The sequence below is a fragment of the Schaalia odontolytica genome (genome assembly GCF_024584435.1).
In the GTDB taxonomy this organism is placed as follows: Bacteria; Actinomycetota; Actinomycetes; order Actinomycetales; family Actinomycetaceae; genus Pauljensenia.
Map to the genome: position 1 here is coordinate 151,780 of NZ_CP102197.1, position 14,870 is coordinate 166,649.

10 protein-coding genes and 4 pseudogenes are annotated in these 14,870 nt (G+C 65.0%); 2 read left to right on the forward strand and 12 right to left on the reverse strand.

The genetic code is table 11. From position 1 onward, the window contains the following. The first annotated feature begins 3 nt into the window (after window positions 1-3). Window positions 4-486 (forward strand): annotated as a pseudogene (locus NQK35_RS00695) (DUF4411 family protein). Here NQK35_RS00695 and NQK35_RS00700 read toward each other — a convergent pair. The 5 genes and pseudogenes from NQK35_RS00700 to NQK35_RS00720 all read right to left on the reverse strand — a co-directional run bounded on the left by NQK35_RS00700 (window position 483) and on the right by NQK35_RS00720 (window position 5,154). Then, window positions 483-737 (reverse strand): hypothetical protein, encoded by a 255-nt coding sequence (locus NQK35_RS00700; protein ID WP_257114239.1) that lies wholly within the window; start codon window positions 735-737, stop codon window positions 483-485. The pseudogene NQK35_RS00695 and the gene NQK35_RS00700 overlap by 4 nt on opposite strands. Window positions 738-899: 162 nt before the next feature. Next, window positions 900-1,822, reverse strand: a pseudogene (iolE, locus tag NQK35_RS00705) (myo-inosose-2 dehydratase). Between the two features lie 298 nt (window positions 1,823-2,120). After that, window positions 2,121-3,110: an inositol 2-dehydrogenase gene (gene iolG / locus NQK35_RS00710; RefSeq protein WP_257114744.1), complete on the reverse strand. Its 990-nt coding sequence runs from the start codon at window positions 3,108-3,110 to the stop codon at window positions 2,121-2,123. 83 nt (window positions 3,111-3,193) lie between these two features. Then, window positions 3,194-4,270: pseudogene (locus NQK35_RS00715) on the reverse strand (transaldolase family protein). A 116-nt stretch (window positions 4,271-4,386) separates the two neighbouring features. Continuing rightward, window positions 4,387-5,154 carry a GntR family transcriptional regulator gene (locus NQK35_RS00720; RefSeq protein ID WP_257114241.1) on the reverse strand — a complete coding sequence of 256 codons (768 nt, stop codon included), beginning with the start codon at window positions 5,152-5,154 and terminating at the stop codon, window positions 4,387-4,389. A 190-nt stretch (window positions 5,155-5,344) separates the two neighbouring features. Here NQK35_RS00720 and NQK35_RS00725 point away from each other — a divergent pair. Further along, a pseudogene (locus NQK35_RS00725) lies at window positions 5,345-5,536 on the forward strand (5-dehydro-2-deoxygluconokinase); the annotation flags it as partial. A 519-nt stretch (window positions 5,537-6,055) separates the two neighbouring features. Here NQK35_RS00725 and NQK35_RS00730 read toward each other — a convergent pair. The 7 genes from NQK35_RS00730 to NQK35_RS00760 all read right to left on the reverse strand — a co-directional run bounded on the left by NQK35_RS00730 (window position 6,056) and on the right by NQK35_RS00760 (window position 14,870). After that, window positions 6,056-7,204: a glycosyltransferase family 4 protein gene (locus tag NQK35_RS00730; protein ID WP_257114242.1), complete on the reverse strand. Its 1,149-nt coding sequence runs from the start codon at window positions 7,202-7,204 to the stop codon at window positions 6,056-6,058. 10 nt (window positions 7,205-7,214) lie between these two features. After that, window positions 7,215-8,564 carry a lipopolysaccharide biosynthesis protein gene (locus tag NQK35_RS00735; RefSeq protein WP_048742475.1) on the reverse strand — a complete coding sequence of 450 codons (1,350 nt, stop codon included), beginning with the start codon at window positions 8,562-8,564 and terminating at the stop codon, window positions 7,215-7,217. Further along, a complete protein-coding gene (locus NQK35_RS00740) occupies window positions 8,561-9,463 on the reverse strand; it encodes a LicD family protein (protein ID WP_257114245.1) in 903 nt (300 codons plus the stop codon). The genes NQK35_RS00735 and NQK35_RS00740 overlap by 4 nt, the downstream gene beginning before the upstream one ends. Window positions 9,464-9,492: 29 nt before the next feature. After that, window positions 9,493-10,350, reverse strand: a complete 858-nt coding sequence (locus NQK35_RS00745; protein ID WP_257114246.1) for a LicD family protein — start codon at window positions 10,348-10,350, stop codon at window positions 9,493-9,495. 55 nt (window positions 10,351-10,405) lie between these two features. Beyond that, entirely contained in the window at window positions 10,406-11,380 is a 975-nt protein-coding gene (locus NQK35_RS00750) for a DMT family transporter (RefSeq protein ID WP_009212243.1), read from the reverse strand. After that, window positions 11,377-13,212 (reverse strand): phosphotransferase, encoded by a 1,836-nt coding sequence (locus tag NQK35_RS00755; RefSeq protein WP_009212242.1) that lies wholly within the window; start codon window positions 13,210-13,212, stop codon window positions 11,377-11,379. The genes NQK35_RS00750 and NQK35_RS00755 overlap by 4 nt, the downstream gene beginning before the upstream one ends. A gap of 116 nt (window positions 13,213-13,328) precedes the next feature. Continuing rightward, a complete protein-coding gene (locus NQK35_RS00760) occupies window positions 13,329-14,870 on the reverse strand; it encodes a DUF2142 domain-containing protein (protein ID WP_257114248.1) in 1,542 nt (513 codons plus the stop codon).

Below are 14,870 nucleotides of genomic sequence, written 5' to 3' on the forward strand. Positions count from 1 at the left end.
CCGATGTATGTCCTGGACACGAACATCTTCATTGATGCGGCGAACGCATACTATACGTTCGATCTGGCACCCGGGTACTGGGATTTCCTGGTTCAGCTCTTCGACTCGTGCCACGCCGTGAGTATCAAGTCGGTGTACGACGAACTAGACGGCGCGAGCGAGGATGATCCTCTCAAGGCATGGGCGAAGCTGAATAAGCAACACTTCGTTGCTCCCGACTCGCGCGTCGTCTCCTGCTATCAAAAGGTCTCCACGTGGGCAATGAGCAGCCATGAGTAGCGAGCCGTCAATGAGTTTCTCCGGGTCGCGGACTCCTGGATCGTCGCGCACGCAATGGCTTGCGGATGGGTGGTCGTCACGCACGAAAAGTCGGCGCCGGCATCCAAGAGGCGGATCAAGATACCCGACGCGTGCAGCGAATTTGGAGTGGAGTGTCTCAATCCCTTTAAGATGCTTGAGCATGAAGGAATGAGACTCACGCTCTAGCTCTGCTTGCGCAGCATCAGTGAATCAGCTGACACGGGCGAAAGCCTACGTTGGTAGCTTCTATGACGCCAGCAGCGGCACCGTCGCCGCGATGGCGAGGGGGCGAAGACGCGTTGGGGAATGCGGGCAGCCAGGCGGCGCCCCGCCCACGCGCATGCCAGCACCACGGGAGCAAGCGCTCCGATGAGCGGCAGATGCTCGAGGTGCAGCAGTCCCATGCCGATGGTGACGGGGGCCTTGATGACGTTCACCGTGAAGAAGAACCACGCCGTGGTCCCTAGGAACCCGCTCTCCGAAAAACGCGAGGCCAGGCCGGGGATTGCGGTTTTGGCCAGTCCCGTCAGCGCACCGAGAATGTCGCTTCCGCACCTTTCCTGTTTCGCGCGGGAATCCGAGGAATCGCGCGACGGGGCTCACTGACCCAGCAGGGTTCCCTTGACGTAGTCGCGCGCGATGCGCGCGTACTCGAGCGGGGGAGCGATCGTCGGATCCTGCTCGGCCTCGACCAGGATCCAGCCCCGGTAGCCGTGCTCGACGAGGAAGGCGTAGGGCTCCGTGAAGTCGATCGTTCCGTCGCCGGGAACCGTGAACATGTCGGCGAGGAAGGAGTCGAGGAAGGATCGCTTGGCCTCGTGGGACTCCTCCATCTTCGCGGGGCGCACGTCCTTGAAGTGCACGTGCTTGATGCGGTCGATCGCCCCGTGCAGCAGGCCCATGACATCGCCGTCGCCCACGAATGCGTGGCCCGTGTCGAAGAGCAGCGAGACCTTGTCCGAATCGGTCAGCTCGAGCAGGCGAAGGGTCTCGTCCTTGGTCTGGATGTCGGTACCCAGGTGGTGGTAGACCAGATCGAGGCCGTACTCGTGGGCGATCTCGCCGAGCTTGTTGAGGCCCTGCGCCAGGACCGGCCACTCCTCGTCCTTCAGGACGGGCTTGTTGTCGAAGATGCAGATGTCGCGCACGCCCTGCACCGAGCCGGTCTGCTCGGAGACGACGACGCGGGTCGCCCCCAGAAACTGCAGGTACTCACAGGTGGTGCGGAAATCGGGGATGACCGCGTCGACGCCGTCGCGGACGATGAAGCTGGAGAACCACTGGGCAACGATCTTCAGGCCCGCGGCGTCGGCCTTCTCCTTCGTCTCCTCCTTCGAGGGATACCAGCCGGCAACCTCGGTGCCGGCGAAGCCGGCCTCGGCCAGGTCATCGAACATGACGTCGATCGTGTTCCATTCGCCGACCTCGGGAATGTCATCATTGCGCCACGCGATAGGTGCATGCCCCAGGCGATACCGTTCGGGTCGACGATTGCGGTTGCGGGAGCGTAGACGTGAGTCATTGCAGCTCTCCTATGAGTCGCGGTGCTAGTCCTCGGCAAGATGCGCCGGTGCATCTATTCTATCGAAAGGTGTCTCATTGTCTAGACAAAGGTGTGTCACTGGTTGTGTTGCCAGTCCTTCGCACGGATGGTGAGCGAGTGAGCGGAAACGTGTCACGGAGCGGGGCAGGGGCCTGGCCCGGCCAGGGCGCAGAGAAGGGAGTGATAGGCGCTCGTGCGCGTCTCCTCCTCAGCGAGGGAGACGCGCGCCGATATCGGTGGGAAGCTCTGCCCCCTGCCGGAATCGGCGCACAGGCGGCTAGGTGAGCGAGACGGGCTCGCCTGCGCGGGCCGACTCCGTGGCGGCCTCGGCCAGGCGCAGCGCCTCGATCGCGTCCTCGATCGAGGTCGGAGGAGTGGTCCCGTTGGCCACCGCGTCAATGAACTCCGTCAGCTCGATGCGATAGGCATCCGCGTTGCGCTGCAGGAAGAAGTCCAGGTAGGGCTCCATCGAGTCGGTGGCCTCGGCGTTGGACAGGCGCACGGTCGTGGCTCGGATGCTGTCCGCGTTGAGGGTGCCCGTCGACCCCTGGGCCTCGAGTCGCTGATCGTAGCCTGCTGAGCACTGGCGGTTGTTGATGATGGTGGCGACGACGCCCGCGGAGTTCTTCAGGGTGACCACGGCGGCGTCGAAGTCGCCGACTGCCTTGATCTCCTCGTTGAAGTTCTGTCCATAGGCGTGCACCTCAACGATGTCGCCCAGGAAGAAGCGCGCCATGTCGAAGTCGTGAATCGTCATGTCGGGGAAGATGCCGCCGGAGACCTTCACGTACTCCGCCGGAGGGGCGCAGGGATCCCGCGAGATGATGAGAAGGTTCTCCAGGTCTCCGATCCGGCCGGCCTCAAGCTGGCTGTGCAGGGCCGCAAACGAGGGGTCGAAACGACGATTGAAGCCGAACATGACGGGAACGGAGACTGCGTCGAGCTGCGCGCGTTGGGCCTCCACGTCCTTCATGTCGAGCGCGATCGGCTTCTCGCACAGCACAGCCTTGCCCGCCTTCGCGGCGGCCAGCAGATGGGGGATGTGCAGGGGCGTGGGCGAGCCGATGACGACGGCGTCAACCCCTTCGTCGGCAAAGACCGAGTCGACATCGGTCGTGAAGCGCACTCCGTGCAGGGAGGCAAGTTTCTCGGCGGCGTCGCCGAAGGGATCTGCGACGAGGGTGAGCGCTGCCCCCGGGTGGGAGGCGATGGTCTTGGCGTGAACGTGGCCGATCCGGCCGGCGCCGATGACGGCGATATTGAGCATCATTGCTTCTTTCTGACAATTGCAAGGGGTGATGTGAATGGGGGCGTCGGCGGCCCCGGAGGAGCGCGGGGTCACCGACGAGGTCACGGAGCGGGCATGATGACGTCGCGCACCAGCGCGTCCAGGTCAGCGTCAGCCTGCAGGAAGCCGCGCAGCGTCTTGACCGTGGCGCCGAAGGTGTCGAACTCGTCTCGAGCCATGCCATCGGGCTCGTAGGCGCGGACGAACTCGGGAATGGAGAGCAGGGTGTCCATGATGTCGTCGCGCACGGGGATATCCATGCGCTCCTCCATCTTGTAGCCCGAGTCGTTGATGAGCTTGGCCCACTTGAAGGGCGGGGAGACCACGACGTCGCCGCCGACGAACTCCGACCAGTGCATGACGTTGCGGAATGCCGCGGAGAGCATGCGGGCACGCAGGCCTCGCCTGTTGAATTCCTGATAGGCGCGCTTGAAGGCGGCCACGCCCGCCCACTCCAGGTGGCCGGGGTCGATGAACAGACGGTCGCGCTTGGCGACGTCCTTCATCCAGTCGTCGAGGCGACCCACCATGAGGGCGACGATCGGTCCCATCGTCGACACGTCCTTGCCCTCGGCCTCGCGGCGTTTGAGGCCACGCTCGATGGCCTCACCGGTCACGACGGCCTGGGGGACCGAGAATGACACCGTGACGTTGACGGAGACTCCCCGGTAGGTCGCCTCCTCGATGGCCTCCACGCCAACCGAGGTGGCGGGGATCTTCACGATGATGTTCGGGGCCGGGCTGGAGAACTCCTCGGCCTGGTCGGCCAGTGCCGTGGCGCTGCGGGCCAGGCGCGGGTCGGTCTGCATGGACAGGCGGCCGTTACGTCCGTTCTCTCGCTCGAAGATCGGCTCGAGGAGCTTGGCGGCCTCCAGGGAGAGCTAGCGAACGGCCTGCCAGCCGATCTCGGACTCGCTGGCCTGGGGCATCTCCTCGGCGAGCTGCGCGATTCGGGGCAGCCAGACGTCGCGACGCTGGTTGATGCAGGTGAAGGCGATGGTTGGGGTGCAGGTAGCGCCGACGCCGCCATAGGAGATGGATTGAGCCAGCTCGGTGGGGTCCGAGGAGTCGTTCCACAGGGCTGTGGGCGTGTTGCGGGCGGCGTCCAGGAGGGGGCCAGGGGTGTATTCGATGGACATGGCAGGAAGCACTCCTTTGTGATTGCTTGCGGCGTATCTTCGTCGCCCCCAAGTCTACGAAGTGTCCTTCACCCTGCCAACAGTTTGTTAGGGCAAAGTGTCAATATGGCGCACGGCTACTGGGCGAAGAGATTGGCCTCGAAGGAGTAGCGTGAAGCCCGGTAGATGTGGTCGCCGTATTCAACGATGCGACCCGAGGGATCGTAGGTCGTGCGCTGGGTGGTGAGCAGGGCGGCGCCGCGGTGTTCGGACAGGAGCTTGGCCTCCTTGGTTGTGGCGCTGCGGGCGCCAATCACCTGGCGCGCCGAGGCGAGCGTGACGCCACGCTCGCGCATCAGGTCGTAGAGCGAACCCGACTCGAGTTCCTGCATCGATGGTGCGATGTCGGAGGGGATGGAGTTGGTGAGAACGGCGATGGGTTCGTCGTTGGCAAAGCGCGTGCGCTCAATGTGAACGATGAGCGTTCCCTCGTCGATGCCCAGCGTGTCGGCCTCCTGGGCGCTAGCCGGGCGCGCCTCGTAGCGCTGGATTGTCGTGTGTACCTTGTGTCCGGCCTCCACGAGGTCTCGCATGAGGGAGGAGAGCTCCATGGGGCGATGGACGTGGCGCGGGGAGACGATCGTTCCGACCCCGCGCCGACGCGTCAGGAAGCCGCGATCCACGAGTCGCTGCAATGCCTGGCGGGCGGTCGGCCGCGAGACGTGCAGGCGGGCGACCATGGAGAGTTCGTCCTCGAGGCGAGTGTTGGCCGGGAGAGTCCCGGAGTTGATGAGCTGCGCAATGGGCTCGGAGATCTGGAAGTACAGGGGGATCGGGGAGGAGCGGTCGAGCGTGATGTCGGGGACGTAGGGGGTGTGTGCTGTGGTAGTTGACGATCGGGGCATGATGAGACCTTCGTATCCTGACACAGGGGTTTCGGTAAATTTAATAGGGTTACATAGTATCAGCGTTGGCATCGTTCGCGGGTGCGACGCGCTGAGCCTATTGTATGGACAAAGATTGACGATTGTCCGCCGATAGTGCATCCTTGGAACGTCGGGCTCGACATACCCCAACGAAGAGGAAGGAGCTGGCATGTCCCTGGATCAGCACTACGCAGACATCCTGACAATGGGGCGCTCCGGCGTCGACATCTTTCCACTCCAGGTCGGCGCCCACCTCGAGGATGTCGAAACCTTTGGAAAGTTTCTCGGAGGAAGCCCGACGAACGTCGCCGTCGGGGCCGCTCGCCTCGTTCCCCGCGCCCACTGCCTTCTCGGCGTCGGAGGGGGAGTCGGAATCGTCCTCGGGCTTGTGCTCACCCCGGCCCCCTCCTACCCGCCCTCGCCCTCGTTGCGTGCTCCCTCACCCTCCTGGTTGTCGCGTCCCTCCTTGCCCGAGTCGCCCTCCTGGCTGGCCTCACGGGGGGGGCGCGACGTCGAGGCGTTCCTCGCGCTCAGGGACCTGCACGGACCGAGGATGGCGGCCGCGAAGACGACGGTCATCGCGCACGCGAAAACTGGCGATGGGGGCGGCGGAAGAGGCCTGCTCGGTGCGAACGGGCCGGATGGTGATCGTCAACGTGTGCGGGAGACGCAGACCAAGGCCGTGCGGACCCACACGGCCTTGTGAAGGGAAGGGGGGCGAGCCTGTCCGGCACGTTCCTTCCGACGCAACAATCCTATTCAGCCGACGGGTTAATTGTTCAGATAAAAACAAGTGGCGTGAGGAATGGACAAATGCCCAGATATGTCAGTAAGTCTTGGGCTGTGCTATCGCGCTCGCCGCGCGGCGATGATCCGCGGCTCAGCCTCGCGGGGAGGCGTCACTACCGGCGTTGCGAGCAGCGTTCTTCTCGGACAGTAGCGTCGAGGCGATGCACGCATACTCGCGCGCCCGCACGGGCCACGTCCACGCGTCGATAAGGTCCGGCTGCGCCAGAGGCGCCGGCTCGCGCAGGTAGGAACGCAGGGAGTCGACCAGCGACTCCAGGTTCCTCTCCTCGGTGATCACCACCGGGTGCCCCTGCTCCGCCAAGAGCCTCGCCCCCGGTACCGTGAAGGTGACGACCCGGCCTCGCTCGGCGAGCGCCTCGAGCAGCGTCGTCTGGAATCCCTCGGACAGAACCGTCGGATTGACGAGGGTCGCCCCGGCGAGACGCGAACGCACCTCCTGCGCGCTCACCCGCCCCGGAGCGCAGAGTCGATCGGCCAGGTTGCGATCAACGATGAGAGCACGGGCCGCCTCAAGGTCTGCGCCCGCGCCCAACAGCTCCCCGGTGACCTCGACTCCCTCCGCGCTCAGGCGCGCCACGGCCTCGATAAACGTGTCCCAGCCCTTGCCGGGCACCATGCGCCCGACGAACACCAGGTGGCGGTGGCGATCCGCGATGGGCTCGGGATGGGGCGACGGAGGCGTGATCGCGTTGTAGAAGACATCGGCGCGCACCCCGCCCAGCCGCGAGGCAAAGTCCGCGGCCTGCTCGGAGACCCCGAGGACGCGGTCGGCGTGTCGCAGCACGTAGCGTCCCATCGTCACGTCAACGACGCGCGAGGCCGCAGCGATCACGGGGGACGAGGCCGCGACGAAACCCGAGCCGTGCTCGGTATGAATGACCGGAAGCCCCGCCTTACGGGCCGCACGGACCCCGACGAAGCTCATCGGGAAGAAACGCGTGTGAACACTGACGATATCGATGTGCTCACGCGCCAGGAAACGCGCGATTCGACGGGTCGCCCCGGCGGAGGGGAAGCTAATGACGTCGGCGATGGGAAGGTGAGCGCGGTCCGTGCGAACATCGACCGTCTCCTCTGTGCGATGGCCGGGCTCATCGGAGATGGTCAGGACGAACACCCGATGCCCCAGCTGAGCCAGGGACACCGACAGGTGGTAGATGTGGGACTCTAACCCACCCAGGCGCGGGGGGTAGCTGTTCACGACGAACGCGATGCGCATAGGGAATCCTTCAGTCGGTAGTGGGCTGGGCGCCGGTGGGCGCGTTGCGGGCGGGGATCAGCATGACAAGAGCGAAGAGGAGGGCGAGCAAACCCATGGTGGCGGCATACGCCAGTGACGCGCCCATCATGGCCAGGGAGCGTGTGAGCGCTGGAGCGAGCAGGTATGCGGTGGCGCCAGCCGCCACGAAGACCGCTAGGACCGCCCGCAGGCGGCGCATCGTCGCCAGGGCGTAGTAGAGGATGACGCTGGCCGCGTTGAGTGCGCCTGCCAGGACGAGCACCATTAGCTCGCCTACGTATCCCGACACGTCCGTGCCGAACACGAGGGTCAGGAGGGGAGGGCCGATCATATAGGTGACCGCGGCGACGATGGCGAAGGCGCCGGCCGTCGTCAGGAGGCCCCTGCGCACGATCGAGAAGAACTCGCCTCGCTTCCCCTCGGTCCAGCGCAGCGCCATGCGCGTGAGCAGCGGGCGGAACACGAAGAGCGAGAGCATGTTGATCGCCACCGCGGGCATGTAGATGATCGCGAAGACACCCAGCTCCTCGTCGCCGAGCGCCGCATGAATCGCGAAGCGTGGCGCGTTCGCCAGGTACTGGTTGAGGAACGCGGCGACGAAGAGAGGCAGGCACTCCCACAGGATTCCCGCGACGCCCCGCACGTTCAGGGAGGGAAGGAGTGGGAAGACGCCCCGAGCGGGTAGCCCGTAGGCCACGATGAGGACCACGCAGGTGACTGCGAAGGTGATGAGCGTCGAGGTCAGCAAATCCTGGGTGAACCAGTACAGGCCCGACCATAGGAACGTGGTTGTAAATATGCGCGCGAAACAGGCCTTTCCCGCGATGTCAAGGCGGCCCGAGCGCTGGAACTCGGAGTAGTACACGTCTTCGAAGGCGTCGAAGATCCGCAGGAGCGCCATCGCGGCGATCACCGTAAAAGCGGGGTAGGGCTCCTTCGTCGAGGCGGTCCACGAGTGGTAAGCGATGAGGCCGACCATGACCAGACAGGTCAGCAGGCGCGTCGACAGGTAGGTGCCGAAGTCGAAGCGGCGCCGCACGTCGGTCACGTGGAAGGTGCGCACCTCGTACAGGCCCACCGTCTGATACTGCTGGCCGATCGCCAGAGCCAGCGTGAACAGCCCGTACTGGGCGCGGGCGAAGGAATCCGTGGCGCCCGAGCGCACGATCGCCACGCCCATGATGACCACGGCGAGACTCGACATCAGGGAGGCCGCCGTGTTCCACAGGTAGTCCCGGCCCAGCTGACCGCGCGACTCAAGGGCCTCCCCGGTGGCCTCGACCTGCGCGTCGCCGCTATCCGAGGGAATAGACGAGGCCGTGGTGTCCTTCTCGCTCACAGGTCGCCGCCCTCGGTCGCAGCGTCGAGGCCGGGATCGTTGGGGCCAAAAACGATGCGATACGGCTCGTGGGTCACGCGATCGCGCGGGTCGGGGACGCGCATGTAGTCGCCGTATCCCCGCGTCAAGACGACGTCGTAGGCGGCCGGAATGCGAAGAGTGATGTCGTCAAAGGGAACGACGCGCGCGGGGAAAAGCTCGGCCTCCGAAGCGCTCCAGCGGCGCGGATCGCGCGTTGAGAAGTCGCCGTACAGCGTCGTCCCATCCGCAGCCTTGACGGGGTTGTCGCGGCCCTTGAGAGCGGCACGCAGCCAGCGGCGATACAGGGACGCCTCGTTCACGCGCAGCGCGCGCATCCCCCAGTGGGCGCAGGCCATCGCAATCGCCGCGAGCTGACGAGCAGGCGTCGGTAGACCCGTCGGCGGGCACGGAATCGAACGAAGGAACATGAGCCTGGCCCACAGCCACGTGCCACGCAACTGTGCGCGGAAACGAGCCGGATCCTCGGCGATCTCGTCCAGGACGAACAAATCGACACTGATCGGCATGCGGAAGGGCCGATCCTTGGCCACCTTGGAGATGAACTCCGACCCCTTCAAGCCCAGCACCCCGAAGCTAATCGGGAAGTCCGAGTGAGAGGCGGGGGACGCGATGAAGAACTCATCTCGCAGGACGGCGGGGGCCTCGGCAATGAAACGCTCGTAGTCCGGGCGGGGCATACACACGTCCCCGTCGTCGTCCCACGGGATAAAGCCCTGATGGCGTACCGCTCCGATCGCCGTTCCGCCGTAGGCGACGTAGCGAATGTCCAGGAGAGTACAGACGCGGTCGATCTCGGCCAAGCACCGCTTGGTAACGCGCTGAATGGCTGCCAGGGTTGCGGGATCAGCTTCGCTCATGTGTGTCCGATCAACAGTGGGTGGATGGCTTAGAGGATGGACTCGTAGGGGCCGAAATCAACGACGGCCGGAGCGTGGTTGTAGCGCTTGTCCGGCGGCGGCAACTGCATGTAGTCGCCGTAGCCCCGGCGCAGCAGGGCATCGTAGTCGTGCTGGATCATCACGGTGATGTCCTCGAAGGGGACCCGCCGAGTGGGGAAAAACTCCTCCTCGCGCACGATCCAATTCTGGGGGTCGCGCATCGTGAAGTCCGCGTACACCCCCGTTCCCGCGCCCTCGTAGCGGCGGACGGCACGCTCCCAGCGGGCCTGCAGGCTACGCGGGGTTGCGCGCAGTGCCTTGAGTCCCAGGTGCGCAACGGTCGTCGCCGAGTAGATGAGTGCCTTCTTCCACGTCGGCGGATTGATGAGGTAGGGGCGAGCGGTGCCCTGCAGGAACAGCAGGCGTCCCCACCACCAGGACGCGCGAGACATTGCGCGGAAGGCCTTCTCGTCGGCGGGGATCTCGTCGAGGGGAAGAATGTCGACGAAGAAGGGCATCCGATAGGCCGACTCGCGGGCCGCTTCCGGGACGAGGAGGGTCCCGGGGATCACCATCTTCGTGAACATGAACGGAAAGTCCTCGCACGTGCGAGTGTTATCCAGACGGAAACGCTCATCCATGTGCTTGGGCGCCTCGGCGAGAAAACGCTCGTAGTCGGCGCGCGTCATCATCACGTCAATGTCGTCGTCCCAGGGAATGAAACCCCCGTGGCGAATCGCCCCGATGGCGGTTCCCCCGTAGACCGCGTATGACACCCCGATGAGCCCGCAGACACGGTCCAGTTCCGCCAGGATCAACGTCAGAAGCTTGTGCACCTTGGCCAGGTCACTCCGGGGTGTCGCCATAAGTCCTCCACTTGTGGAAAGCTGGTGGGCGCATGCGCGCCCACCAGCCATTGTCTCACGCCTGATTACGGCTTTCCGTCCCAGTGCGCCTGGGAAGGAGATCACCCCACGAGGGGGTTGCCGCCAGAACCGTGCCGACGAGAATCACCGCGCAGCACAGGATCTGGAATGCGGTGGGCACCGTCCCCTGCAGCACGAGAGCGAAGATGACCGCCCACGCCGAATACGAGATGTTGAGCGCCATGCCGCGCGACGCCCCGATCGCGGACAGCGCCTTGTAGTAGAACAGGTACGAGGCAGTACCCGCCAGGCCCGCGAGGACCGCGACACCGGCCGAGAGATGGGCGAGGGAGTGCAGCGTGAAGCCAAAGACTCCCGCGATGGGTGCGACGATGAAGAGATAGACCGCCGCCGAGGTCGTCTCGCGGATCTGCAACGCCACCTCGTTGTCCACGGTGTCGTCGCGCATCCCCCAGGTCAGGATCACGGCCTCCGATCCCCATCCGACCACGCACGCCAACGCTCCCGCGACTCCGAGAACGGCGTTGCCGCCCTCGACGGCGTCGGTGGTGGCCGTCCACCCGGTTGCCACGATCGCCGCCAACGCGACCAGCAGGGCCACGATCTGGCGGGCCGCCATGGACTCCTTGAGGAGGACGAACGCCAGCAGCGTGCCCAGGGCCGGGTAGAACGTGGAGATGATGGCCGTCGGCCCGGGGCCGATGTTGTCGATCGCGATCAGGTAGCCGCTCATGCCGATCGGTCCGCCCAGCAGCGCCGCGGCGACCACGGCCCGTCCCGCGCGGCTGCGCAGCGCCTTCGCGCTGTCCCGCAGGCGTCCGCGAATTGCCATGTAGACCAGCAGGATGACGGCACACGCCACATCGTGCAGGACCGCTCCGGCCAGGGCCGACTGCTCGAAGGACGCGAAAGGTGTCATCGCCAGAGCGATCGCCAACACCACCGTGTCCAGACCCCACAGGGCACCCGAGAAGATTCCGTAGCGCTTGCCTCCACTCTCCTTCCTCATGCCAGCTCACCGCCCTGCGTGTTCTCCTGAGCGTGCTGCGCACACGCCTCGTAGGAGGCGAGCAGCGAATCGAGGGTGCGCGTCGCGTGCGAATAGTAGGTATAGAGCCATTCGCCCACGTCGTCGCCCTCGGCCTCCTTGACGAGCGCCCACACGTACCAGCACCAGCCCGCGAAGACCTCGTAGGAGAAGAAGTGCCTCTCCTCGCGCTCGCTCGGTGCGTGCCCGAGGTAGAACTCCAGGGCGGCGCGTGCGCGCTCGCCGTTCATCTCCGGCGTGCACACGACCATCGTTCCAAAGTCTGCGGCCACGTCGGACATGCCGGCGTACTCCCAGTCGATGAGGCTGATCGCTCCGTCCGTGGACACGAGGAAGTTGGGCGGGAAGAAGTCATTGTGGGAGGGGACCACCTCGAAGCCGTCGGCGTCGGCAAACGCCTTCAGGCGCGCGACCTTCTCGCGCAGCTCGCGGTATCCGGGTACGTCGATCGGCCCGAACTGGCGCAGAATGTTCTCGTAACGGTTGGCCTCGGTGATGAAATCGAAGGACCTCTTGAGGATGCGCCCCGAGCAGTGGAGCGCCCGATCCATCTCCATCGCCGCGCGAAGCTCCTTCTCGCTCGTCACATCCAAGTTGCGAACGTCGGTGATGAAGCGAGAGATCTTCCAGCCCGCCTGCGGGTCTCCGGCGACGAAGGTGTCGTCAATGCCCAGCTCGGCGGCCAGTCGCAGGGCGGCGAACTCGGCGCTGCGGTCCACGATCTTCTCGGTCCCAATGCCCGGATGACGGTACACGTACTGCGCGTCGCCCACCGCGAAGTGGCACGACAGGTTCGTGATGCCCTGTTTGAGCGGATAGAAGTCGCGGATATCGGACTTCGCGCAGCCGAGCGTTTGCACGATGTGATCGAAGACCTCCGAGTCCACGTTCTCCATGAACAGCGGGTCGAAGCTGCGAAGCTCGTCGACGGAGTCAAACTCGTGGATGACTCCGTCCGGGTAGCGGCGAATCACCATGTCGAAGGACTTGATGTGGTCGAGGTAGATGGCCTCCCAGAGCTTGGCCGCGGTCTCCGGCCGGTCGTAGACGCTCTCCAACACGGTGCGGAACTGAGCGGAGAACGCGCGGTCGAAGTAGACGTGGCCGAGCATGACCCACGCGTCCGCGCCGCCGATGCTCGCGCCCGTAATCCGGTCGGAGGGACCGACCTTGAGGCACCACTCGGGCGTGGGACCCTCCACGTAGTTGGCCGAGTAATAGGCCTTGTACACGTAGGGTTCGAACGGGTTCGTTGTGAAGTAGTCGTCGGAGGAACACACGTAGGTGTTGTCCAGGATGTCTCGCACCAGCCACAGGGAGCCGTTGTTGTTGCGGGTGGCGTACTCGCGATTGACGACGATGTTCACCCCGTACTTCTTTCCGAGGTAGAAGAAGTACTCCTTCTTGTAGCCCACAACCATCGTGACGTTGGTGATTCCGGCCTCGTGAAGCTGGCGGATCTGGCGCTCCACCAGGATCTCCCCGCGCACCTTGAGCGTACCCTTGGGGCGCTCGTAGCTGATGGGCGCGAAACGCGAGGATATGCCGGCGGCCATGATGACGGCGCCGGTGACCCGGTAGGGTTCGAGGGCCTCGCGGCCAGCGGGGGTCAGGGCGCGGTCGTCAATGTAGCCCAGGGCCTCGCACTCGCGGGTCGCCGTGTTGACGCGGCCCAGGCTCATCCCGGTGACCTCGGAGAGGGCGCGCTGGGTGAGGGGGCGCTCCTCCTTCAGGAGCGTGGACAGGATGTTGAACTGAGGTTCGGTGAGGGAACCGATGGTGCAGGATGCCATGGCCTCCCTTTCGTTCACTAGGTGAAATGCTGACTGCGCGTTCGAGCTTAGCACTCAATCCTCAAACTGTGAACATGAGGGGTTTATCCCACTCCACCGCTTCCCAGGCCTTGCCTCTAGTCGCGCGGCGAGGCCGAATCGCTCACTTCCTCGCGTGTGAGAAGCAGCGCAATCGTCAGGGCCACGATGAAGGCGAAGGAGGCTATCAGGCACACCGCGCTGGGCCCGATGGGGGCGCTTTCCCACCACCACGATGCCTCTTTGCTGAGGTTCAGGGTGTTGGACGAGGCGCTGCCGTGCGTGTAGCGCAGCAGGAGCGTAAAGATGGCGTAGAAGTTGAGCGTTCCCAGGAACACTGCGAGCATGCCGACCTGGGGGCGCGTGATCGTGCGCTCGCGCCGATCCATCGTGAGCATGAAGAAGAAGAGGACCGCCAGCAGGGGCATCATGTAGCGCGGCTGGTAGGAGATGACGTTGTTGAAGCGCTGGAGGACACCCAGGAGGATCGGAACCCCCGCCATCGCTCCAGCCAGCATCAGGGATGTCATTGCCTTACGCCACGACCACGAACGAACCCCCGCAATGATGATGGCGCCGGCAATCAGGAGGCCGATCGTCGACACGAAGCCGTCGTAGGGCACGTCCATCCATCCCGGCCCCCAGCGGTAGCCGTAGAAGCCTGCGAAGAACTGGGGGAGCGCGTGCAGGTTCGCCGCAAGCGCCTGAATGGCAGACATGTTCGGCGTGTCCGTCGACACGAGGGTGTTGGACGCGACGCTCGTCGATCTCATGATGAGGATTCCAATGATCGAGGCGAGCAGGGCGAGCACACCCTCGGGCCAGCGATCGCGGCGCCAGCGCACCGCGAAGATCAGGGCAGCCGAGACGACGAAGAGGAAGAAGGCCGCGTCCGCGCGCGACGTGCACGCCAGGAGGGCGCCGATTGCGGCCCCTCCCATGAGACTCCAGCGGCGCCAGCCCTCGGAGTTGGCGGCCGACCACAGTCCCGCGGCGAAGGCGAGGACCCCGGAAAATGCCCACGATGAGGGGTTGTTCGACGCGATGAAGTAGATGCCCATCGGCGTCCACGCCGCCGCCATCGCCACAACGTAGCCTCGACGCAGGAACGAGGGCATGAGCGCTGCGATACCCCCCAGCAGCAGGACGGCAATGCCCCAGTTGATGATGCGCATCGTCAGGGCTGCGCGATGAGTGTCGTGGGCGATGAAGTGGTGGTGGAACTGGTAGTAGCCCCACGGGTAGTTTCCGTCGTCCCACCGGTCGGTGACGGCCGTGCGCTCGTCCGACAGGTTGTAGACGCAGGCGGCCGAACTCTCCCCGTGGAACGCGTAGCACGCGACGCGGTTCGACGCGATCGTCTCGGGAACCACCGGACCATAGGTGTCTTCCTCCGTGTAGCCCGTCTCGCATCCCGATTCGGAGAGTGGGGGAGTACACCAGATGGAGGCCAGGTGGTAGTCGTCATCGGGGGAGCCGCCCACCGGCGAGGAAACGGCCCACGCGACGCCCAGGGCGAATACGGAGGCGAGAAGGGCGATGACGCCCAGGATGTTCCAGTGACGGCGAGTCAGCGGGAGGCGTGTGGCGGGGGCGCGGCGTCCCTCGGTGTCGTTGCTGGAGTTTTGGGCGGTGGCCAT

Bases quoted from the DNA above. Each gene is read 5' to 3' on its own strand.
- NQK35_RS00750 (WP_009212243.1), bottom strand. From the start codon at position 11,380: ATGAGGAAGGAGAGTGGAGGCAAGCGCTACGGAATCTTCTCGGGTGCC.
- NQK35_RS00755 (WP_009212242.1), bottom strand. From the start codon at position 13,212: ATGGCATCCTGCACCATCGGTTCCCTCACCGAACCTCAGTTCAACATC.
- NQK35_RS00720 (WP_257114241.1), bottom strand. From the start codon at position 5,154: ATGCCCCGATCGTCAACTACCACAGCACACACCCCCTACGTCCCCGAC.
- NQK35_RS00760 (WP_257114248.1), bottom strand. From the start codon at position 14,870: ATGGCCACCGCCCAAAACTCCAGCAACGACACCGAGGGACGCCGCGCC.
- iolG (WP_257114744.1), bottom strand. From the start codon at position 3,110: ATGCTCAATATCGCCGTCATCGGCGCCGGCCGGATCGGCCACGTTCAC.
- NQK35_RS00745 (WP_257114246.1), bottom strand. From the start codon at position 10,350: ATGGCGACACCCCGGAGTGACCTGGCCAAGGTGCACAAGCTTCTGACG.
- NQK35_RS00730 (WP_257114242.1), bottom strand. From the start codon at position 7,204: ATGCGCATCGCGTTCGTCGTGAACAGCTACCCCCCGCGCCTGGGTGGG.
- NQK35_RS00740 (WP_257114245.1), bottom strand. From the start codon at position 9,463: ATGAGCGAAGCTGATCCCGCAACCCTGGCAGCCATTCAGCGCGTTACC.